We start from the raw sequence: 17292 nt of genomic DNA on the forward strand, positions 1-17292 counted from the left end.
ATTATGAAAAGAAACATTGGTCTATTGGCCCTCATCATGATGTTCTGGTTCGTGATTTCGTTTATCACGAATATACTTGGTCCGTTGATTCCGGATATTATCAGCGGATTCAGTCTGACAAACCTTGCCATGGCAGGTTTTATCCCTACCTTTTTCTTTATCGCCTATGCTATCATGAGTATTCCGGCCGGAATACTTATTGACCGTTTTGGTGAAAAGCCGGTATTATTCTGTGGCTTCCTTATGCCGTTTATCGGGACAATACTGTTTGCCTGTATGCCTACTTACCCGATGTTATTAGCCTCCTGCTTTATTATCGGATTAGGAATGGCAATGCTGCAAACTGTCCTCAATCCTCTCCAACGCGCTGTAGGCGGCGAAGAAAACTATGCATTCGTAGCAGAACTGGCACAATTCATGTTTGGTATCGCTTCATTTATAAGTCCGTTAGTATATACTTATCTGATAAAGAAGTTAGACCCTGTAACTTATGAAGCCGGGAAAAACATTTTCATTGATTCTTTGGCTGCCGTTACTCCGACCAGTCTTCCGTGGGTATCACTTTACTGGGTATTTACGGTTATTCTTTTAATAATGTTGGTAGCCGTAGCCATATCTAAATTCCCACGCATTGAGCTGAAGGATGACGAACGTGCAGGTTCCACTGCTTCTTATTTTGAGTTATTCAAGAAACCTTATGTATGGTTATTCTTCCTCGGCATCTTCTGCTATGTAAGTACCGAACAGGGAACAAGCATTTTCATGAGTACATTCTTAGAAAAATACCATAGCGTAGACCCACAGGTAACCGGAGCAAGAATTGTAAGTTATTTCTGGGGATGTATGACCGCCGGATGTCTTATCGGAATGCTTCTATTGAAATTATTCGATAGTAAACGTATTTTGGTGTATTCCGGAATACTGACAATCATTCTTTTAATCAGTGCACTTTACGGTCCTTTATCCATAGCAGAAATAGCCTTTCCGGCTATCGGATTCAGTATTTCTATGATGTTTTCCATTGTATTCTCATTGGCTTTGAATTCTGCATCCAAGCATCACGGCTCATTTGCCGGAATTCTTTGCTCCGGACTTGCCGGAGGAGCAGGCGGTCCACTGATTGTAAGCACCATAGCAGATGCCACAAACTTGCGTATAGGAATGTTGTTTATTCTCGTATTTGTTATTTACATTACGGCAATCGGTTTCTGGGCTAAACCATTAATCAACAATAAAACAGTGAAGCTAAGCGAACTTTTTAAATAGTATTTCGAAAGTTCCGATGGCATAAGAGCATCGGACTTTCATTTTATACTATGTAACCAACCTAATTCCATAAAACAATATCATGTATAAACGATCTTTTATTATAGGTCTGTTCATGATACTTGCCCTGCCTTACACACAAGCGCAGAAAAGTATCATGCATCTGACGCAACCGACATTGATGCACGAAGTACGCGAGACACCCTCTCCGCTCGACGGGCAACATATCGCAATGAACCCTCCACGTTTCATGTGGCCGGACAAATTTCCACATCTTGGTGCAGTTCTTGACGGAGTGGATGGAAAAGATTTCAAACCGCATGTTACTTACCGTATCCGCATCGCACGTGACTCGAAATTCACAAAAGGCGTAATAACTGCCGAACGTAATTGGGCTTTCTACAATCCTTTCCGTCTTTTTGAGAAAGGGAAATGGTACTGGCAACACGCCTATATAGATAAGAATGGCAAAGAAGAATGGTCTCCCGTTTATCATTTTTATGTAGATGACAAGACTTTGGTATTCAATCCGCCTTCGCTGGAAGAGGTCCTGAATAAATTCCCGTCTACCCATCCTCGCATCTTACTGGAAAGAAAAGACTGGGACAACATTATCGAACGGAACAAGGACAATCCGGAAGCAAAATCTTATATTACCAAAGCAAACAAGTGTTTTCAACATCCGTTAAAACATCTGGAAGAAGAGATCGATACCACTCAGGTAGTAAAGCTGACCAATATTGTACAGCAACGTTCCGCTCTCATCCGTGAAGGGCGTAAGATAGTAGACCGTGAAGAAGCAAATATTGAAGCAATGGTACGTGCCTACTTACTAACTAAAGATGCCAGATATGCCCAAGAGGCATTCAAGCGTCTGTCTGAAATTATATCATGGAAAAGCAGCAAGTATTTCGCCGGCGACTTCAACCTCTCCACTATTTTATCGATGAGTACTTCCGTATACGACGGATGTTACGACATACTTACAACAGAAGAAAAAAGTCTGTTACTAAATACGATTCAAGAAAATGGACATAAATTCTATGAAGAATATGTCAATCATCTTGAAAACCGTATTGCAGACAACCATGTATGGCAAATGACCTTCCGTATCCTGAATATGGCTGCATTCGCCACTTTGGGCGAACTGCCCGAAGCCTCTACATGGGTGGATTATTGCTATAACGAATGGATATCCCGTCTGCCGGGATTAAATACGGATGGTTCATGGCATAATGGCGACTCCTATTTCCAAGTAAACTACCGCACATTAATTGAAGTACCGGCATTCTACAGCCGTATTACAGGTTTTGATTTCTTTGCCGATCCATGGTACAATAATAATGCATTATATGTGGTATATCACCAGCCACCGTTCTCACATGCCGCCGGACATGGCAACTCACATGAGAACAAGCATACTCCTACGGGAGCTCGTGTAGGTTATGCCGAAGCACTGGCCCGGCAATGTAATAATCCGTGGGCAGCCGCTTATGTACGATATATTTTAAAGCGTGACCCGGATATTCTGAACAGTGCTTTTGAAGCCAAGCCCGCCGATCTCAGATGGTATCGTTGCATTACTCCCAAATCATTTCCGACAGAAGAACATACACTGGATGAATTACCAACGGCGAAAGTTTTCAACGAAAACGGGGTGGCAACCATGCATACGGCATTAGGTAATCCAGAAAAGAATGCAATGCTCTCTTTCCGTTCCAGTCCGTATGGTTCCACATCGCATGCCCTCGCCAACCAGAACGCATTCAACACTTTCTACGGAGGTAAACCTATATTCTACAGCAGCGGACATCGTACCGGATTCACAGACGACCATTGTATGTACTCCTATCGTAATACCCGTGCACATAATAGCATCTTAGTCAACGGCATGGGACAGAAAATCGGGACGGAAGGCTACGGATGGATTCCACGCTGGTATGAAGGCAACAAGATTTCTTATATGGTAGGTGATGCATCAAATGCTTACGGACAGGTAACATCACCATTATGGTTGGAACGTGCCCGTTTATCCGGCACACAATTCACACCGGAGAAAGGTTGGGATGTTAATCGTCTGAAAATGTACCGACGCCATATCATCCAATTAGGAATAAGCGGCATTTACGTCATCTATGATGAATTGGAAGGAAAAGAGCCCGTTACATGGAGTTATCTGCTACATACAACCGAATTTCCAATGCAAGTAGACAAGCAAACAAATAGTATCACCGTAACCGGAAGAAATAATGCCGGCGGTGTATCTGTTGCACATTTATATTGCTCGGAAGAAATGCAAGAAGCCGTCACCGATACTTTCTTCTGTGCACCTACGAATTGGAAAAATGTAACCGATAAGAAAGGTAAGACCGTGAAATACCCTAACCATTGGCATTTCTCGGCTACCACCCCTAAAGCACCCGTAGCTCGTTTTCTTACCATTATAGATACCCACGACACAAATAAAAAAGATATAGAAGTTATACACAAGGGAGATTCATTTCAAGTGGGAGATTGGGAAATACATTGTAATCTCACCCCAAAAGGTAAAGCTGCAATCCGTGTAAGCAACAAGAAAGAAAAAGTATCTCTGGAGTATGATGCCGGAAAGAAAGAAGGTAAAACCATTATTACAGATGAAGTAGAAGGGCAGAAAGTAAAAAAAGAACTATCCGACTATTTACCGGATTTTGAGATATAGGACATTAACAATTGTGTAATACAACCATTTCCCATTTAAGTTGTTGATAGGAATATTCACCTAAAACTTAACTTAAATGGGAAATTTATTTAAATCAGTAGCCGTGCTACTCGGAACAGGCTTGCTGCCTGTCTTCAGCTATGCGCAAAAAAGCGTAATAATAGAGGACGATGAGCCAAACTCCATCATGTTCATATCACGTGATAAAGCAGGAGATGACATTATCACCATTTTAAATGAGAACCAACTACCTCGTTTCCAAGACCCTAAAGCACCACGCTTTATTTTAACCGACCGAAAAGGGAAGTTCGCTTTAGGTATCGGAGGTTATGTTAAAGCCACTGCCGAATATGATTTCGGGGGTATTGTTAAAGATGTGGATTTCTACCCGGCACTTATCCCTAACGGAGGAAGCGGGGATTATGCACACAATCAGTTCCAAATGGATATCACGACTTCCAACCTTTTCTTGCAATTAGTGGGACATACCAAACGACTGGGCGATTTCGTTGTTCATGTGGGGGGTAACTTCCGCGGCAGTGGAAGCACTTTCGAATTGCAAAATGCTTATGCTTCATTCCTCGGATTTACAGTCGGTTATACTTACGGTCTATTCATGGATGCAGCAGCGGGACCCGCCACCATTGACTTTGCAGGACCGGGTGGAATGACCTTCTACCGCGCTACGCAATTAAGCTACCAACGCTCATTCTTGAAACACTGGAAAGCCGCAATCGGCGTGGAAATGCCTGATGTAAACGGAACGACCAATGACAATCTTTCAATCTCTACCCAACGTATGCCTGACTTCACCGCTTACGGACAATATAACTGGAACTCTCAAAGCCATATCCGCGTAGGTGCTATTGCACGCAGCATGACCTACAACAGTAACATCGACAAAAAAGCCCATTCAAAAGCCGGTTGGGGGGTACAAGCATCCACCACTTTCAATTTCTTACGGAAGTTTCAGGCTTTCGGGCAGTTCTCTTACGGACATGGAATCGGTTCGTTCATGAACGACCTCAGCAACCTGAATGTCGACCTTGTTCCCAATCCCGAAAAGGAAGGACGCATGCAGGCACTCCCGATGCTGGGATGGTATGCTGGTTTGCAATATAACATCACCCCGAAAGTATTTATGTCTGCAAGTTACAGCCAATCACGCCTTTACTCCAAGGATGGCTATCCAAGCGATCCATCCGAAAGTTTCAATAAAGGACGTTATTTCGTAGCCAATGCTTTTTGGAATGTCACGTCCAATCTACAGGCAGGTATCGAATATTTGCGCGGCAAACGAATCGATTTCAATGATCAGGGAAGACACGCCAATAGAGTAAATCTATCGGTACAATATTCTTTCTAACCGGAAAAACTTTTATCTTTGTCACAAACAACGAAAGGAATGTGCCGGAAGTTTCATATTTGCTCTTCCGGCGCAACCTTTCCTAAAACCACAAAATTATGAAATATATAGGAGCACATGTCAGTGCATCGGGAGGCGTAGAGTCTGCTCCGGTCAATGCATACGAGATAGGAGCAAACGCATTTGCTCTTTTTACGAAGAACCAACGTCAATGGGTAGCTAAACCGTTAACAGAAGAAAGTATCCGGCTATTTAAAGAAAATTGCGAGAAATACGGTTTATTGGCCGATTACATTCTTCCGCATGATAGTTATTTGATTAACCTCGGTCATCCGGAAGAGGAAGGACTGACAAAAAGCAGGGCGGCATTTCTGGACGAGATGCAACGCTGCGAACAACTGGGATTGAAACTGCTGAACTTCCATCCGGGAAGTCACCTGAATAAGATTTCTATCGAAGAATGTCTTGACAAAGTGGCGGAATCCATCAATATCGTACTTGGAAAAACAACGGGCGTGACTGCTGTCATTGAGAATACTGCCGGACAAGGCAGTAATGTAGGCAATGAGTTTTGGCAACTGAAATACATCATCGACCGTGTGGAAGACCAAAGCCGTGTCGGTGTCTGTATCGATACCTGCCATACTTTTACCTCAGGATATGATTTCTTAAGTGATTACGAACAGGTGTTCCGCGAATTCGACGAGCAAGTCGGTTTCAACTACTTACGCGGAATACATCTGAACGATTCAAAAAAGGCGTTAGCATCTCATGTAGACAGGCATGACAGCATCGGTAAAGGCCTCATCGGTATAGATTTCTTCAAAATAATGATGAAAGACTCCCGCTTCGACAATATGCCGATCATACTGGAAACTCCGGACGAAAGTTTATGGAAAGAGGAGATAGAATTATTACGAAGTTTCGAATAAAAGGAATATGAGGTATCAAAACTAAAATAGCTATCTTTTATCATTTACAGGCACGGTTTACGCGGATTATTTCTTTACTCTTTTTCGCGTAATCCATGCCTAAAAGATAGAGAGTTAATACTTTCAACATCCTCTTTGATTCTAATAAATATTAGCCATACTGACCAAAGGTTCGTACAGTTTCTCAATATCTTGGGCATCCATTTCAATCTGTACCTGATCACCGGGGATAAGTGTCTGCCCGGCAGGTTGCAATGATTTTCTATCCCGGTGAATCATCATTATCACACAATGATCCGGTAAGTTTAAGGTGTCCACTTGTTTCCCGTCAAAATAAGAACCGTTCATAATCTCCACCGATAATGTATAACGTTTCTGACTTTTGAAAGCCGGCGTATTTATCATTTCATCATATAAGACAACGTTGAACGGCTTTATCTGTAATAACTCCGTGAAGTAATAGGTCAAGCCCCCCACTACTACGGAAGGATAAAAGACTTCAAAATGTCCTGTGATTTCGGTAATCAGAACAATAGCAGTCAACGGTGTACGCACCACTGCCACAAGAAATGCCGACATACTGATAAGCATGATATAACTGACACTCTCATAACCGATTATACCTTTCTGTACCAGTATCAGAGCAATGATACGCCCGAAAAGCCCGCCCGTCACCAAAGTCGGGATGAAACTTCCTCCGGGAAGTCCGGAAGCAAAGGAATAAGTGGAAAACACAAAATGGAGCATCATCATCCCTGTAAGCCACCAAATTCCGTCACTCCCAAAAACAGCTTGTGTTAAAAGGAACTGTTCCCCTCCCCCCGTAAGATCTACTTCCGTCAAAGAAATGAGATACGCCACAATCAGCAAATAGAGCATCTTAACATACATAGGTCGATGAACAGAGGAATATAAACGTTTTGCATGAAAAGTAAACAAAGAGTGAATTTTCCCGAATACGGAAATAACCACGGCCAACAAAACAAACAATTTCACCTGCATCCAGAAGTCTAACGACGGTGCTATCGCATCAATTTGGTGATAAGGATTATTCATAAAAATCAAACTGCCTACCCCACCCGCCACAACTCCTGCAAGTAAAGTAGTGATAGCTGTTTTAGGAGCATCAAAACGTTCTATCGACTCAATAACCAGTAAAGAAGAAGACAGTGGAGCTGAAAAAGCAGCGGCAAGTCCCGCTCCCGCCCCAGCAGCGAGCAATTGTTTCTTCTCACCGGAAAGTACATGCGCCCATTTCGAAACCAAATCTCCGACATAAGAACCTATCTGCACGGAAGGTCCTTCACGCCCCAAAGAGAGTCCGGCACTGAGTGACAATACCCCACCTACAAACTTCGAAACCAACTCGATAAAAGAATGTCGGTAAGTGATTCTTCCGTTTATCACTCCTCTTGTTTGCGGGATACCTCCGCCTGTAATCAACGGCATCCGCTTCACCATCCACGCCACCAATATCAATATTCCCCACAAAGACAGAAAGACCGGAATGTGCCAATACCAATGCGGATGGGAACTAAAAAACTCTTTTCGGATGTTGAAGAATAATTGAAGCAGATAGTGATAAGGCACAGCCACCAATCCCGTCAACAATCCGACAAAGATACTGACGAAATACAACCTCGCATCAATCAGCTTTAGCTTCCAGATACGCCAGTCACTCAAACTCTTTAAATCTTTAAACTTCCACATCATCCGAAATATATCTACAACAATCTCCCGGATGGGATGTTTCGCCGAGTATGTTAAATGATGATTTATTGGTACCCGCTTGCACGTTTATACAACATACGGTCGATTGATTACAAACTCCTATCGTTTGCAAACAATCGACCGTACCTTTGTCTTCAATCGTCCGTATGTCTTTTTTCAATCAACCTGATGTTTTAAAAAAACATCAAGGTGTTTTATAAATCGCCTAAGAGAGTGTTGCCTTACGCCTAAAGGAGCGTCACCTTACGCTCAAGGGAGCGTTGACTAACACTTAAGGGAGTGAGAGCCAACGCTCCCTTAGGCGTTTTTAGCCCGCCAGTTTTGTGAATCCAGCTACTAATTAACCTAATATATCAACACATACAAACTTTCATTAATCTTCATCTTTCCAGAAGTTTTTACGTTTTGGAGCACCGGCCCAGCCATTATGGTCGTCATTCAGTTCTTTAGATGTTGCAATGACATTCTCCAATCCTATCTCTATTATTTCTATCTCCGGTTTGATATATTCTATTGTATTCATAATTATATTATTGAATTAAGGTTATTATTTTACTGCCACTTTCCGGTTATCAACGATGTAGATTCCTTTTGCCAAGCCGGACACTTCATTGCGGCCTTCGCCTAATTGAAGGATGCGAACAAGACGTCCGTCAATAGCATATACTTTTACACTTTGCGCCTCCGAAGTGATTACATTCAATATTCCATCTACCGAATAGGCAATTAATTTATCAGTATTGACTGTTTCAAGACCTGTTGCACCACCATCATCTTCACCGATAACCAATGCCGGAGCTTTTGCAGGATCAACTCCAACCGGTTTAATATAACCACGGAACGAACCTACTTTAGAATCCGAGCCTGCTTTTCCGAAACCGGAACCATCCGCTCTCAACAAATAGTAACCTCCTGCTTCCGCTTCTCCGTTTATCATCGGAACAAAATTGTTACAGAATTCATACTCGGTAGAAGAACCTTTTGCACTTACCAATTCCGTTTTCTTTATCTTTGCTCCTTCCGATGCTTTAAAATCGACAGTTGTTTCAGTAGCTACCGTTATAAGATAAGGAGTATTGGCAACGATTTCTGTTACCGGAGTAAAAACAACCGTATAACCACTATTCCCGCTAAACTCTTCAATGGTTACGTCTTCCGGAACCGTAGCGTCAAACGGTAAACAAATGGTATATATACCCGCCGCAGTAAAACTACGGGTATATGTTGTCGCTGCAGCAGTAAATTCTATCGGACAGTTAAAAGCTTTTGATGTAAGATCCGTCAATTCAATAGCTTCAGCTTCACCGTTTACAACGAGATTCTTTACACCGTCAAGTTTCTTGGATGCATAGACCAAGCAATTCGGATTCAAAGGACTCAATCCGGTAGCAATGAATGATGCTCTGGTCAGGTCTATACTTGTAAGATCGGCCGCATTGAGCAATGCCAAGTCACTTTCCGTAATATCACCATTTAGTTTTATATCGGAAAGAGAAGATAGGGCTTCGGCGGTAAGAGGTGCACCATCTAAGATTTGGATGGAATACACTAAAATACCTCCTGCACCTGCTATTTTAATAACAACGCCACCATTAGTCAAGACTTCAAAATCATTCGTTATTTTTTCTAATGAAGTCAATTCTCCTGCAATACGATTTGAATTTGTAGCTGTAATCCCTCTAGCATCAGTAGAACTAGCAGACTTTGTCACAATTCTTAATAATTGCCCAGCACGTAAGTCATCTATTTGGAAAGTAACGTCTTTACTGTTTAATCCTAAGCAATAATTTGTACCAAAAGTAATTCTTGTTCTACCTTTTGCATTATTACCGAAAACCAATCCATCTGTTTCAGCTATAATTTTGCTATTAGCCATCAAAGTTCCATTCATCTCGGATGCCGAAGAATATCGATCACTAGCTTCGTCATAAGTCCAATTAGTATCTGCCTCCAAATTAGCCTTTGTTTCTTGACTCCAATTAAAATCCCAAGTCTTAACAACACTTTCCCCTACAATTTGTGCAGCAATAGGGTCAGCCACTGAAAAATTAATCGTATATTCTTTTGTTGCTACTCCATCTTCTGCCTTAACCAGAATAGTTGCAAACTGATTCTCTATCGTAGCTTGCGTAATAGATTCAATGGTGCTCCCCCCGGCTGCTTTTGCTAATACTTCAGGAAACGTTGTTGTACCATAAGGAAAAGCAGGATACGTATAAGATTGCTCACCATCTGCAAAAACTATAATTTTATCACCAACTGTCACTTCTCCCAGTTCCGGAATAGAACTAACAGTAGCCCTTGTCACATTTAAAGTATATTCCTTAGGAGTACCATCTTCCGACGTTACAACAATCGTTGATGAAGATTTTGCTCCGGAAGTTTTTTCCGGTGACGGAATAGTAGCAGGTGATGTTACAGTATTCTCATTTATAGTAACACTAGCTGCATCATGCACAGTAAATTCTACAGGAATCGTCGGTTCATCATAACTGAAAGGAATTGTCACATTCATTTCATCCTGAATTTCTTCTATTGTTTCTCCATTAACTTTTAAAGAATGAAGGGTGTTGTCGGTACTGGAACCGGGAACTGATAGTGTATAAGCTAAATAAGATAAACGGAGATTGATACTTCCATCTCTCATTATTTGAAATGACACAGTATTTTCCGGAACTGTAAGAACTTTATTGGCTTCCCATTGAGCATCTGCCAATGGTAAGCTTATTATTTCATGTCCAATAGTCTTTCCATCTCTATCAAAAAATTCAATTGATACACTAGCCGGACCAGCACCTGAGTCTGAACTTTTCTTGTTAGAAGATCCATTTAATAATAATGAACTTATATAAATATTTTCTTTAACGACAGAACCCTTTACATAATGTTTGTTACCTCCAATCGCATAACAAAGAACTTTCGCTTCACCACACACAGTTTGTTCATCGACCTTCCCTTCCGCTGATTCCAATTTTAATTCATAATCTGTTCCCTGATCAAATATTATTAATACTTGTTTTCCTTTTTCACCCCAAATTTTATCACCCGTCATTGGAGTAAACCCTTCATATCCCACAGAGCCTTCTTGTCCTTTCACTCCAAAGGAAAAAACTAAAAGAAACGCGAATAGCGTAAATAATTTGTTTTTCATATCGTATTAAATTTAAATTATAACAATGTTTCTCGTTTTTTATACGGCAAAGAAACAGATGATAGCATATTATTATGTGCAAATATTACCCATATATTAGCAAATTCTGTTCAATATTCATTACTTTTACCCTCACACTAATATCACAGATAAAATGGACTATAAAAAAGTTATTCTTATCACAGGTGCTTCTTCCGGATTCGGGAAAGTCATGGCTACAACTCTTTCCCGACAAGGACACATTGTATATGGCACAAGCCGGAAAGCCACAGATAAACAAGGCAAAATAAATATGTTGGCAATGGATGTCACCCAACCGGAGTCTATACTTCGCACAATAAATACGATTATTTCCGAGCAGGGACGAATAGACGTACTTATCAATAATGCCGGAATGGGAATAAGCGGAGCTACAGAACTTGCCACAGAAGAAGAAATTAAATTGCAAATGGATACGAACTATCTTGGTGTAGTACGGATGTGCAGTGCTGTACTTCCACACATGCGGAAAGAAAGAAATGGAAAAATAATTAATATCAGTTCCTTAGGAGGAGTTATCGCCGTACCGTTTCAAGGATTTTACTGCGCTTCCAAATTTGCAATCGAAGGATACAGTGAAGCACTGGCACAGGAAGTCCGCTCATTCAATATCAAAATATGCTTAGTTGAGCCCGGAGACTTCAATACCAATTTTACTGCCAATCGTGCTGTTTCTCATATAACGATACAAGATAAAGATTATAAAGAGAAATTCGAGCGAACGATGAAAATAATAGAGAAAGCCGAACGTCAGGGATGTAATCCTGAAAAGCTGGGTCGTGTAATCAGTAAACTTGTCAAGAGTAAGTATCCGCCATTCAGAACAAAGGTAGGACCGTTTGAACAAATTATGTTCGCCAAATGTCTCGGCATACTTCCGAATCGGCTTACACAGTATCTATTACATTGTTTTTATAAAGTATACTAACAAACAAGGCCTCCTTTCTCACGAAAGGAAGCCTTGCCATCATTCAGAATTATAAACCCTTCTATTATTTAATCACTACTTTCTTATTATTTATCAAGTAAATACCGTTTGACAAACCACTGATTGTATTATCACCTTCGTTCAATTCTACAACTTTAACCAAGCGTCCGTCAATACCGTAAATATTAGCAACCTGTGCTTTAGCCACTGATACATAAACAATACCATCTACAGAATAAACAGTCATCGCATTTTCAACAGACTGATTGCTGATATTGTCCGGTTGATCTGTAGGAGCAGTAACATTTACACTATAAATACGAGTACCACCTGTAGCAGCCTCTTTCTTATCATTCTTATAGGATCTGATAACTACTGTTACCGGTTCTCTCTTATCGACAGTGCAAACTAAATCTGAAGCAACACCTTTTGTTAATGTAGCATTACCACATTCTGTATCACCTACTGTAGCTACAACATATCTTCCGCCTGTAGCACCTACGTTAACTGTTAATGTAGCACATTTTTCAAGATAAATATTCAATACATTAGAACCGGCCTCAATACCTACATTATCATTTTCCTTCTTCAATTCATAGCCACCAACAACATTTGTATCAGCCGCATCTTTTAATTCCGCATTATAAGATGCACCATAGATCCATTCTACAGGTTCTGTATAAGTTGCTGCAGCAAAAGAAAGATTCGTCGGGAATACAGATAAAGCTTCTACACTTTCTGCAGCCACATTTACAGTATATGTAGCATTGGTTGTTCCATCCTGAGCCGTAACAACAACACTCTTAGCATCTTTATTCCATACGGCAGTAGCATTTTCCGATACTGTCATCACAGGGGTATGAGAGAAATCATAGTCCTTTATAACTTTTATTCTGATTGTTTTTGCATCCTCGTCAATCGTTCCGATAAAACCGTTAATACTGAATTTAGTCAACTCACATTCTATTGAAGCAGCAGCACGAGTTATTTTTAATGTATAGTCTTTAGTACTTTGATCTTCGGCAGTCACTGTAATTTTAACATCTACAGAAGCACCACCTTCAACAGTCGGCTTGTTTTGGTCTATTACAGCATCAGCCATATCATCATTAGCAGCAACAACAATATCCAAAGGCTTATCATAAGCAAATGCTATATCCAATGTATAGTTACCATCGTCACCTGCAGGCAATTCAACATCGTCCACCGTTACCGACTTCAATGAGGTATCAGAACTTAAATTAGCAGCTTTAGTTACTGACAATGTATAAGTCAAAGCATCTTCAGCACCTGTTTCAGGAGTTACTGTTATTGTTACAGGAGTTCCAATCGTTACATTGGTTGTATATGCACCGGCTTCTGTATTAGGAGCAGCATCTGAACTGACCGTTACTACAGATTTTGCATCATTCGGAGTAATCACGACTTCAGCCGTAGTACCATCAAAACTAGCAGGCAATTCATAAGAATAAGCTGATTCAACCGGTTCTACAACATTATCAGCTACAGCAAGAGATTTGATTGTTGCATCAGAGCTTGGGCCGGCTTCATTAGTTTCTAAAACAATACCATAAATAAATATTGTAATATCTTTACGTATCACTTTTATCTCACAATCACCATCAACAGATTCCGGCAAATCAAAACTTACTGTATTTATAGTTTTCCCAGAAGCTTCAATATTCCCAATAGTAGTTTCGACACCATCTTTAAGGAATGCAACCTCTGCAACATATGAACTAGATGTATTTGCTGTAAAAGTTAATTGCATCTTACCACCTTTTGAAAAGTTCTGTGTTGGATGCACTTGTAAATAATGTCCCGCACTTCCAAAACGAATAAAATTAGGATATTCTGTTGAAGTTCCGGCATTAGGTTGACTACTGTTATTCAATTTTCCTCCAACCCATATTACAGTTCCGTCTTCAACAGCCAGAGGAGTTTTTTGTTCCGAATCATTTTGTGCTCCCGCCGTAATCCAATCAGCCATAGAATCATCAAAAATGGTAACTTGTGCGCTAACCCCGCACACAAAAGCAGAAATAAGCATTAATAGCGTAAATAATTTCTTTTTCATAATTTATTAATTTTAAAAGTTAACACTTCGTATGTTTTGATATTGCAAAGAAATGATTAAATACGCTCTATTATGTGTAATATTTATCTGTTTACGGGTAAATATTGGTTATTCCAAAAGTTTCTAATTAAAATAAATGTTCCTAATCAAAGAGTAGTGGCAGATTTGCCTTTAGGGAAGTAGCGGAAGTAATTGAAGAAAAAGAAAAAAGAGAATATGGTCTATTCCATATTCTCTTTACTATAAATTATAATGTAAGGTCTAATTTAACCACAAATGTCCTGGGAGGAGCCAATGCCATTGGGCGATAGCTATATTCTTTATTCAGCAGATTATTAACCATAAACTGGAAAGCAACTTCCTTTGTTACTTTCACGCCAAAGCGTAAATCCATCGTAAAGTAGTCCGTATTATGTTTTTTCCAATAAGTCGCCAGACTTTCGCCATCTACATTTCCAAACAGAATAGTACGTACATAATCCATAATATCAGGTTGAGCAAACGGTTTTTCGCGTTCATCCAGCATTATATAGTCCACCGCTTTCATCTTACTCTTCCAAGCCATGTTTACCCCTAAGTTTATACGCTTCCACTGAAAATCAAGCGTTGCTTTAGCCGTATGTTTCTGACGGTATTTCAAATAAGGAGAATCATTACTCTTCTCTTTCATCTGCAACGGATCTGTATAGGTATCTTCCATCGCTTTACGTGCCTTATAGTCAGCATCACGGGGTTCTAAATAAACATAGCCCAGATTATAAAGCAGTTTCGTATTCTTATTAAAAGCATACTCTCCGGATGTTCCTACTTCAACACCATAGATCTGTGCTTTGGATACGTTATGAAATTGTGCTCCAACCCCAAAACCTTGTCCGCCCATTAGCATATGCCAAGCATCGTCCATGCTATTTATCATCCGATTATTTGAATTATCAAACAGCCCGAACTGGAACTCAATCATATTATTATATTGTGTATAGAATCCGGCGACATCAAACATACCTTTCAGATTACCCCACTTATAACCTTGCTTAAATCCTAATTCCGCATTGAATCCTTTTTCCGGTTTTAAGTCAAGATTCGGATAGATGCTTACCCCACCAATATTTTTGAGGAAATACTTTTCAACAATAGAAGGGTTACGATATCCTTGCCCGAAACTGGCACGGATAAAACTATAATCCGCCAATTGGTAGTTCAATCCGGCTCGAAAAACAGGACGAACCGGAATTTTTGTACCAAAGACCTTTGTTTCTGCTTCTCTATAATGGCTATCTACACGAAAATATTCAGCACGGACACCGGCAGAAACGCTCAAACGATCCCAGAAACGCTGGTCATATTGCAAATAGAGAGCTGCATTATCACTATTATGCACCTCTTCCATTGTACCGGAATAATGCCGAATATGTTCATAAGTAAGTCCTGCCGTCAACTGTGCACCTCCATTAAACTTTTTACCAAACTGATAATCCAAATAATAATCATAACTACTATCAGTTTTTGTCGGTACATCATTGCGTGAAGGATTGATAACACCGGACAACCACGGCACAAGGTCACTCGGCAGATTACCTTGCAAAGCAGAACCTAAATCTTTCGGCAATCCGTTATTCATTACCCAAGAAATCAAATCACAATAATCAGCGGTAGTAGCAGTAGGGAAAACCGTACTCAACGAAGTGAACAAACCATCGACCAAACCACTCAAATCCCCTTGTAAAGCAGGCTGAATAACCGGATACAAGACACTCATATCACCATTTGCAATATTCTGTATAGCTTGCACATCCGTACCCATATTACCAAGAATATCTGTAATGGAAGCACCTTGTGTCGGTTTCATTATATTACTGTTACTATAGTAGAAACGTCCTTTAACTTTATGGGTGATAGCTTTTTCCGGATTAGTAAAGTTCAGGAAAGGATCAATATGAAAATTATTCTCCTCACGTCCCATATTTGTAAAAGGTGAAGGACGATAAGGTTCTTTCGGAGAACGCCAGATAAAGAAATCACCATATTGATTTGACAGGAAATCAATATTGAAACCATAGTTCAAAGTTTTCATTCCCATATCCGGTTGAAAATAAGTCAGATTACCACCGACACGGAAACGTTTGTTATAACTCTGTTGGCGATAGCTCTCATCTGTAAAGAGATTCATGCTTCCTGATACATCGAAGTTACCGATACGGCGACTATGAGAAAGATCATAACCTTCATAAACAGGATTACGCACTCCACTTAATATATTATTCCTCAGCAAAGGCTTAACAGCATATTTCCCATCTTTCCAAAATCCTTTATCACTCCATTGATAATCCTCATTAGAAGGATCACCATAAATACCCACATAAGCACTGATACGAGTTTTCGGCGTAAGTTCCGGACGTGCCGTACGTACATTGATAATGCCATTCAATGCCGAAGAGCCATAGAGCACACTGGATGCTCCTTTAATCACTTCTACCTGCTCTACATTTTCCAAAGGTATGGTATTCCAGTTAATTGCACCTGTTTGAGGATTCAATGTACTCATTCCATCCACCAATATCTGACTACGAGCTCCGACACTATAGGTCCAACCGCCTCCCCCACGAATACTAGGTTGCTTATCTACGATATCAATGCCGGGAAGAGTTTGCAAAGTTGTAGTAATATCAACCGGAGCTTGACGGGCAATATCCGCTGATTTAATAACATCCATAGAAACAGTAACATCACTCAGCTTCTGTTCGAATCGTCCGGCACTAACCACCACTTCTTGCAATAGCTTGGCACTTTCTTTCATATAAATGTCTTTAACTAAAACTTCTCGTTTGCTAACAACCATCGGCATCAAGACATCTTCATAGCCAATATAGCTGAATACCAAGTCAACTCCCCCTTCGGGCAGTTTTATTTCATACGCTCCGTTCGCATCTGAAATTACCCCTTGATTTCCATGAAGTTTATAAGAAACAGTGGCACCCACTAACGGCTCACTGGTCTCGGCATCATAAATATACCCTTTTAATGTTTGTGCGAAACAACTGCCGCTGAAGCACATCATAATGGCGATTATAGCATATATTTTTCTCATTTCTTCAATTTTTATT

At 40.4% G+C, this 17292-nt stretch carries 11 protein-coding genes; 5 read left to right on the top strand and 6 right to left on the bottom strand.

Going from position 1 to position 17292, the window contains the following annotated elements; all coding sequences use genetic code 11:
* Positions 1 to 3: 3 nt before the first annotated feature.
* The 4 genes from DXB63_RS08100 to nfo all read left to right on the top strand — a co-directional run bounded on the left by DXB63_RS08100 (position 4) and on the right by nfo (position 6265).
* Positions 4 to 1266 carry a sugar MFS transporter gene (locus tag DXB63_RS08100; RefSeq protein WP_122125905.1) on the top strand — a complete coding sequence of 421 codons (1263 nt, stop codon included), beginning with the start codon at positions 4 to 6 and terminating at the stop codon, positions 1264 to 1266.
* Positions 1267 to 1348: 82 nt separating this feature from the next.
* Complete coding sequence (locus DXB63_RS08105) at positions 1349 to 3967, top strand: DUF4962 domain-containing protein (RefSeq protein WP_122125906.1); 2619 nt, start codon at positions 1349 to 1351, stop codon at positions 3965 to 3967.
* A gap of 76 nt (positions 3968 to 4043) precedes the next feature.
* On the top strand, positions 4044 to 5333 hold the full coding sequence (locus DXB63_RS08110) for a DcaP family trimeric outer membrane transporter (RefSeq protein ID WP_122125907.1): 1290 nt from the start codon (positions 4044 to 4046) through the stop codon (positions 5331 to 5333).
* A 98-nt stretch (positions 5334 to 5431) separates the two neighbouring features.
* A complete protein-coding gene (nfo, locus tag DXB63_RS08115) occupies positions 5432 to 6265 on the top strand; it encodes a deoxyribonuclease IV (RefSeq protein ID WP_122125908.1) in 834 nt (277 codons plus the stop codon).
* A gap of 141 nt (positions 6266 to 6406) precedes the next feature.
* Here the strand turns inward: nfo and DXB63_RS08120 are convergent, their stop codons facing one another.
* The 4 genes from DXB63_RS08120 to DXB63_RS08125 all read right to left on the bottom strand — a co-directional run bounded on the left by DXB63_RS08120 (position 6407) and on the right by DXB63_RS08125 (position 11147).
* Positions 6407 to 7978, bottom strand: a complete 1572-nt coding sequence (locus DXB63_RS08120) for a ClC family H(+)/Cl(-) exchange transporter (protein ID WP_122125909.1) — start codon at positions 7976 to 7978, stop codon at positions 6407 to 6409.
* Complete coding sequence (locus DXB63_RS17790; protein ID WP_147332271.1) at positions 7962 to 8156, bottom strand: hypothetical protein; 195 nt, start codon at positions 8154 to 8156, stop codon at positions 7962 to 7964. The genes DXB63_RS08120 and DXB63_RS17790 overlap by 17 nt, the downstream gene beginning before the upstream one ends.
* A 213-nt stretch (positions 8157 to 8369) precedes the next feature.
* Positions 8370 to 8519 (bottom strand): hypothetical protein, encoded by a 150-nt coding sequence (locus DXB63_RS17910; RefSeq protein WP_158563655.1) that lies wholly within the window; start codon positions 8517 to 8519, stop codon positions 8370 to 8372.
* A gap of 24 nt (positions 8520 to 8543) precedes the next feature.
* Positions 8544 to 11147, bottom strand: a complete 2604-nt coding sequence (locus DXB63_RS08125; protein ID WP_122125910.1) for a cadherin-like beta sandwich domain-containing protein — start codon at positions 11145 to 11147, stop codon at positions 8544 to 8546.
* 154 nt (positions 11148 to 11301) lie between these two features.
* On the opposite strand from DXB63_RS08125, the gene DXB63_RS08130 reads away from it, so the two are divergent.
* Positions 11302 to 12114: an SDR family oxidoreductase gene (locus DXB63_RS08130; protein ID WP_122125911.1), complete on the top strand. Its 813-nt coding sequence runs from the start codon at positions 11302 to 11304 to the stop codon at positions 12112 to 12114.
* A gap of 64 nt (positions 12115 to 12178) precedes the next feature.
* Here the strand turns inward: DXB63_RS08130 and DXB63_RS08135 are convergent, their stop codons facing one another.
* Together DXB63_RS08135 and DXB63_RS08140 are read right to left on the bottom strand one after the other, a co-directional pair.
* On the bottom strand, positions 12179 to 14191 hold the full coding sequence (locus DXB63_RS08135; RefSeq protein WP_147332272.1) for a hypothetical protein: 2013 nt from the start codon (positions 14189 to 14191) through the stop codon (positions 12179 to 12181).
* A 247-nt stretch (positions 14192 to 14438) separates the two neighbouring features.
* Entirely contained in the window at positions 14439 to 17276 is a 2838-nt protein-coding gene (locus DXB63_RS08140) for a TonB-dependent receptor (RefSeq protein WP_122125913.1), read from the bottom strand.
* Between the last annotated feature and the right edge of the window lie 16 nt (positions 17277 to 17292).

It is taken from the genome of Bacteroides sp. OM05-12 (genome assembly GCF_003438995.1).
Lineage (GTDB): Bacteria > Bacteroidota > Bacteroidia > Bacteroidales > Bacteroidaceae > Bacteroides.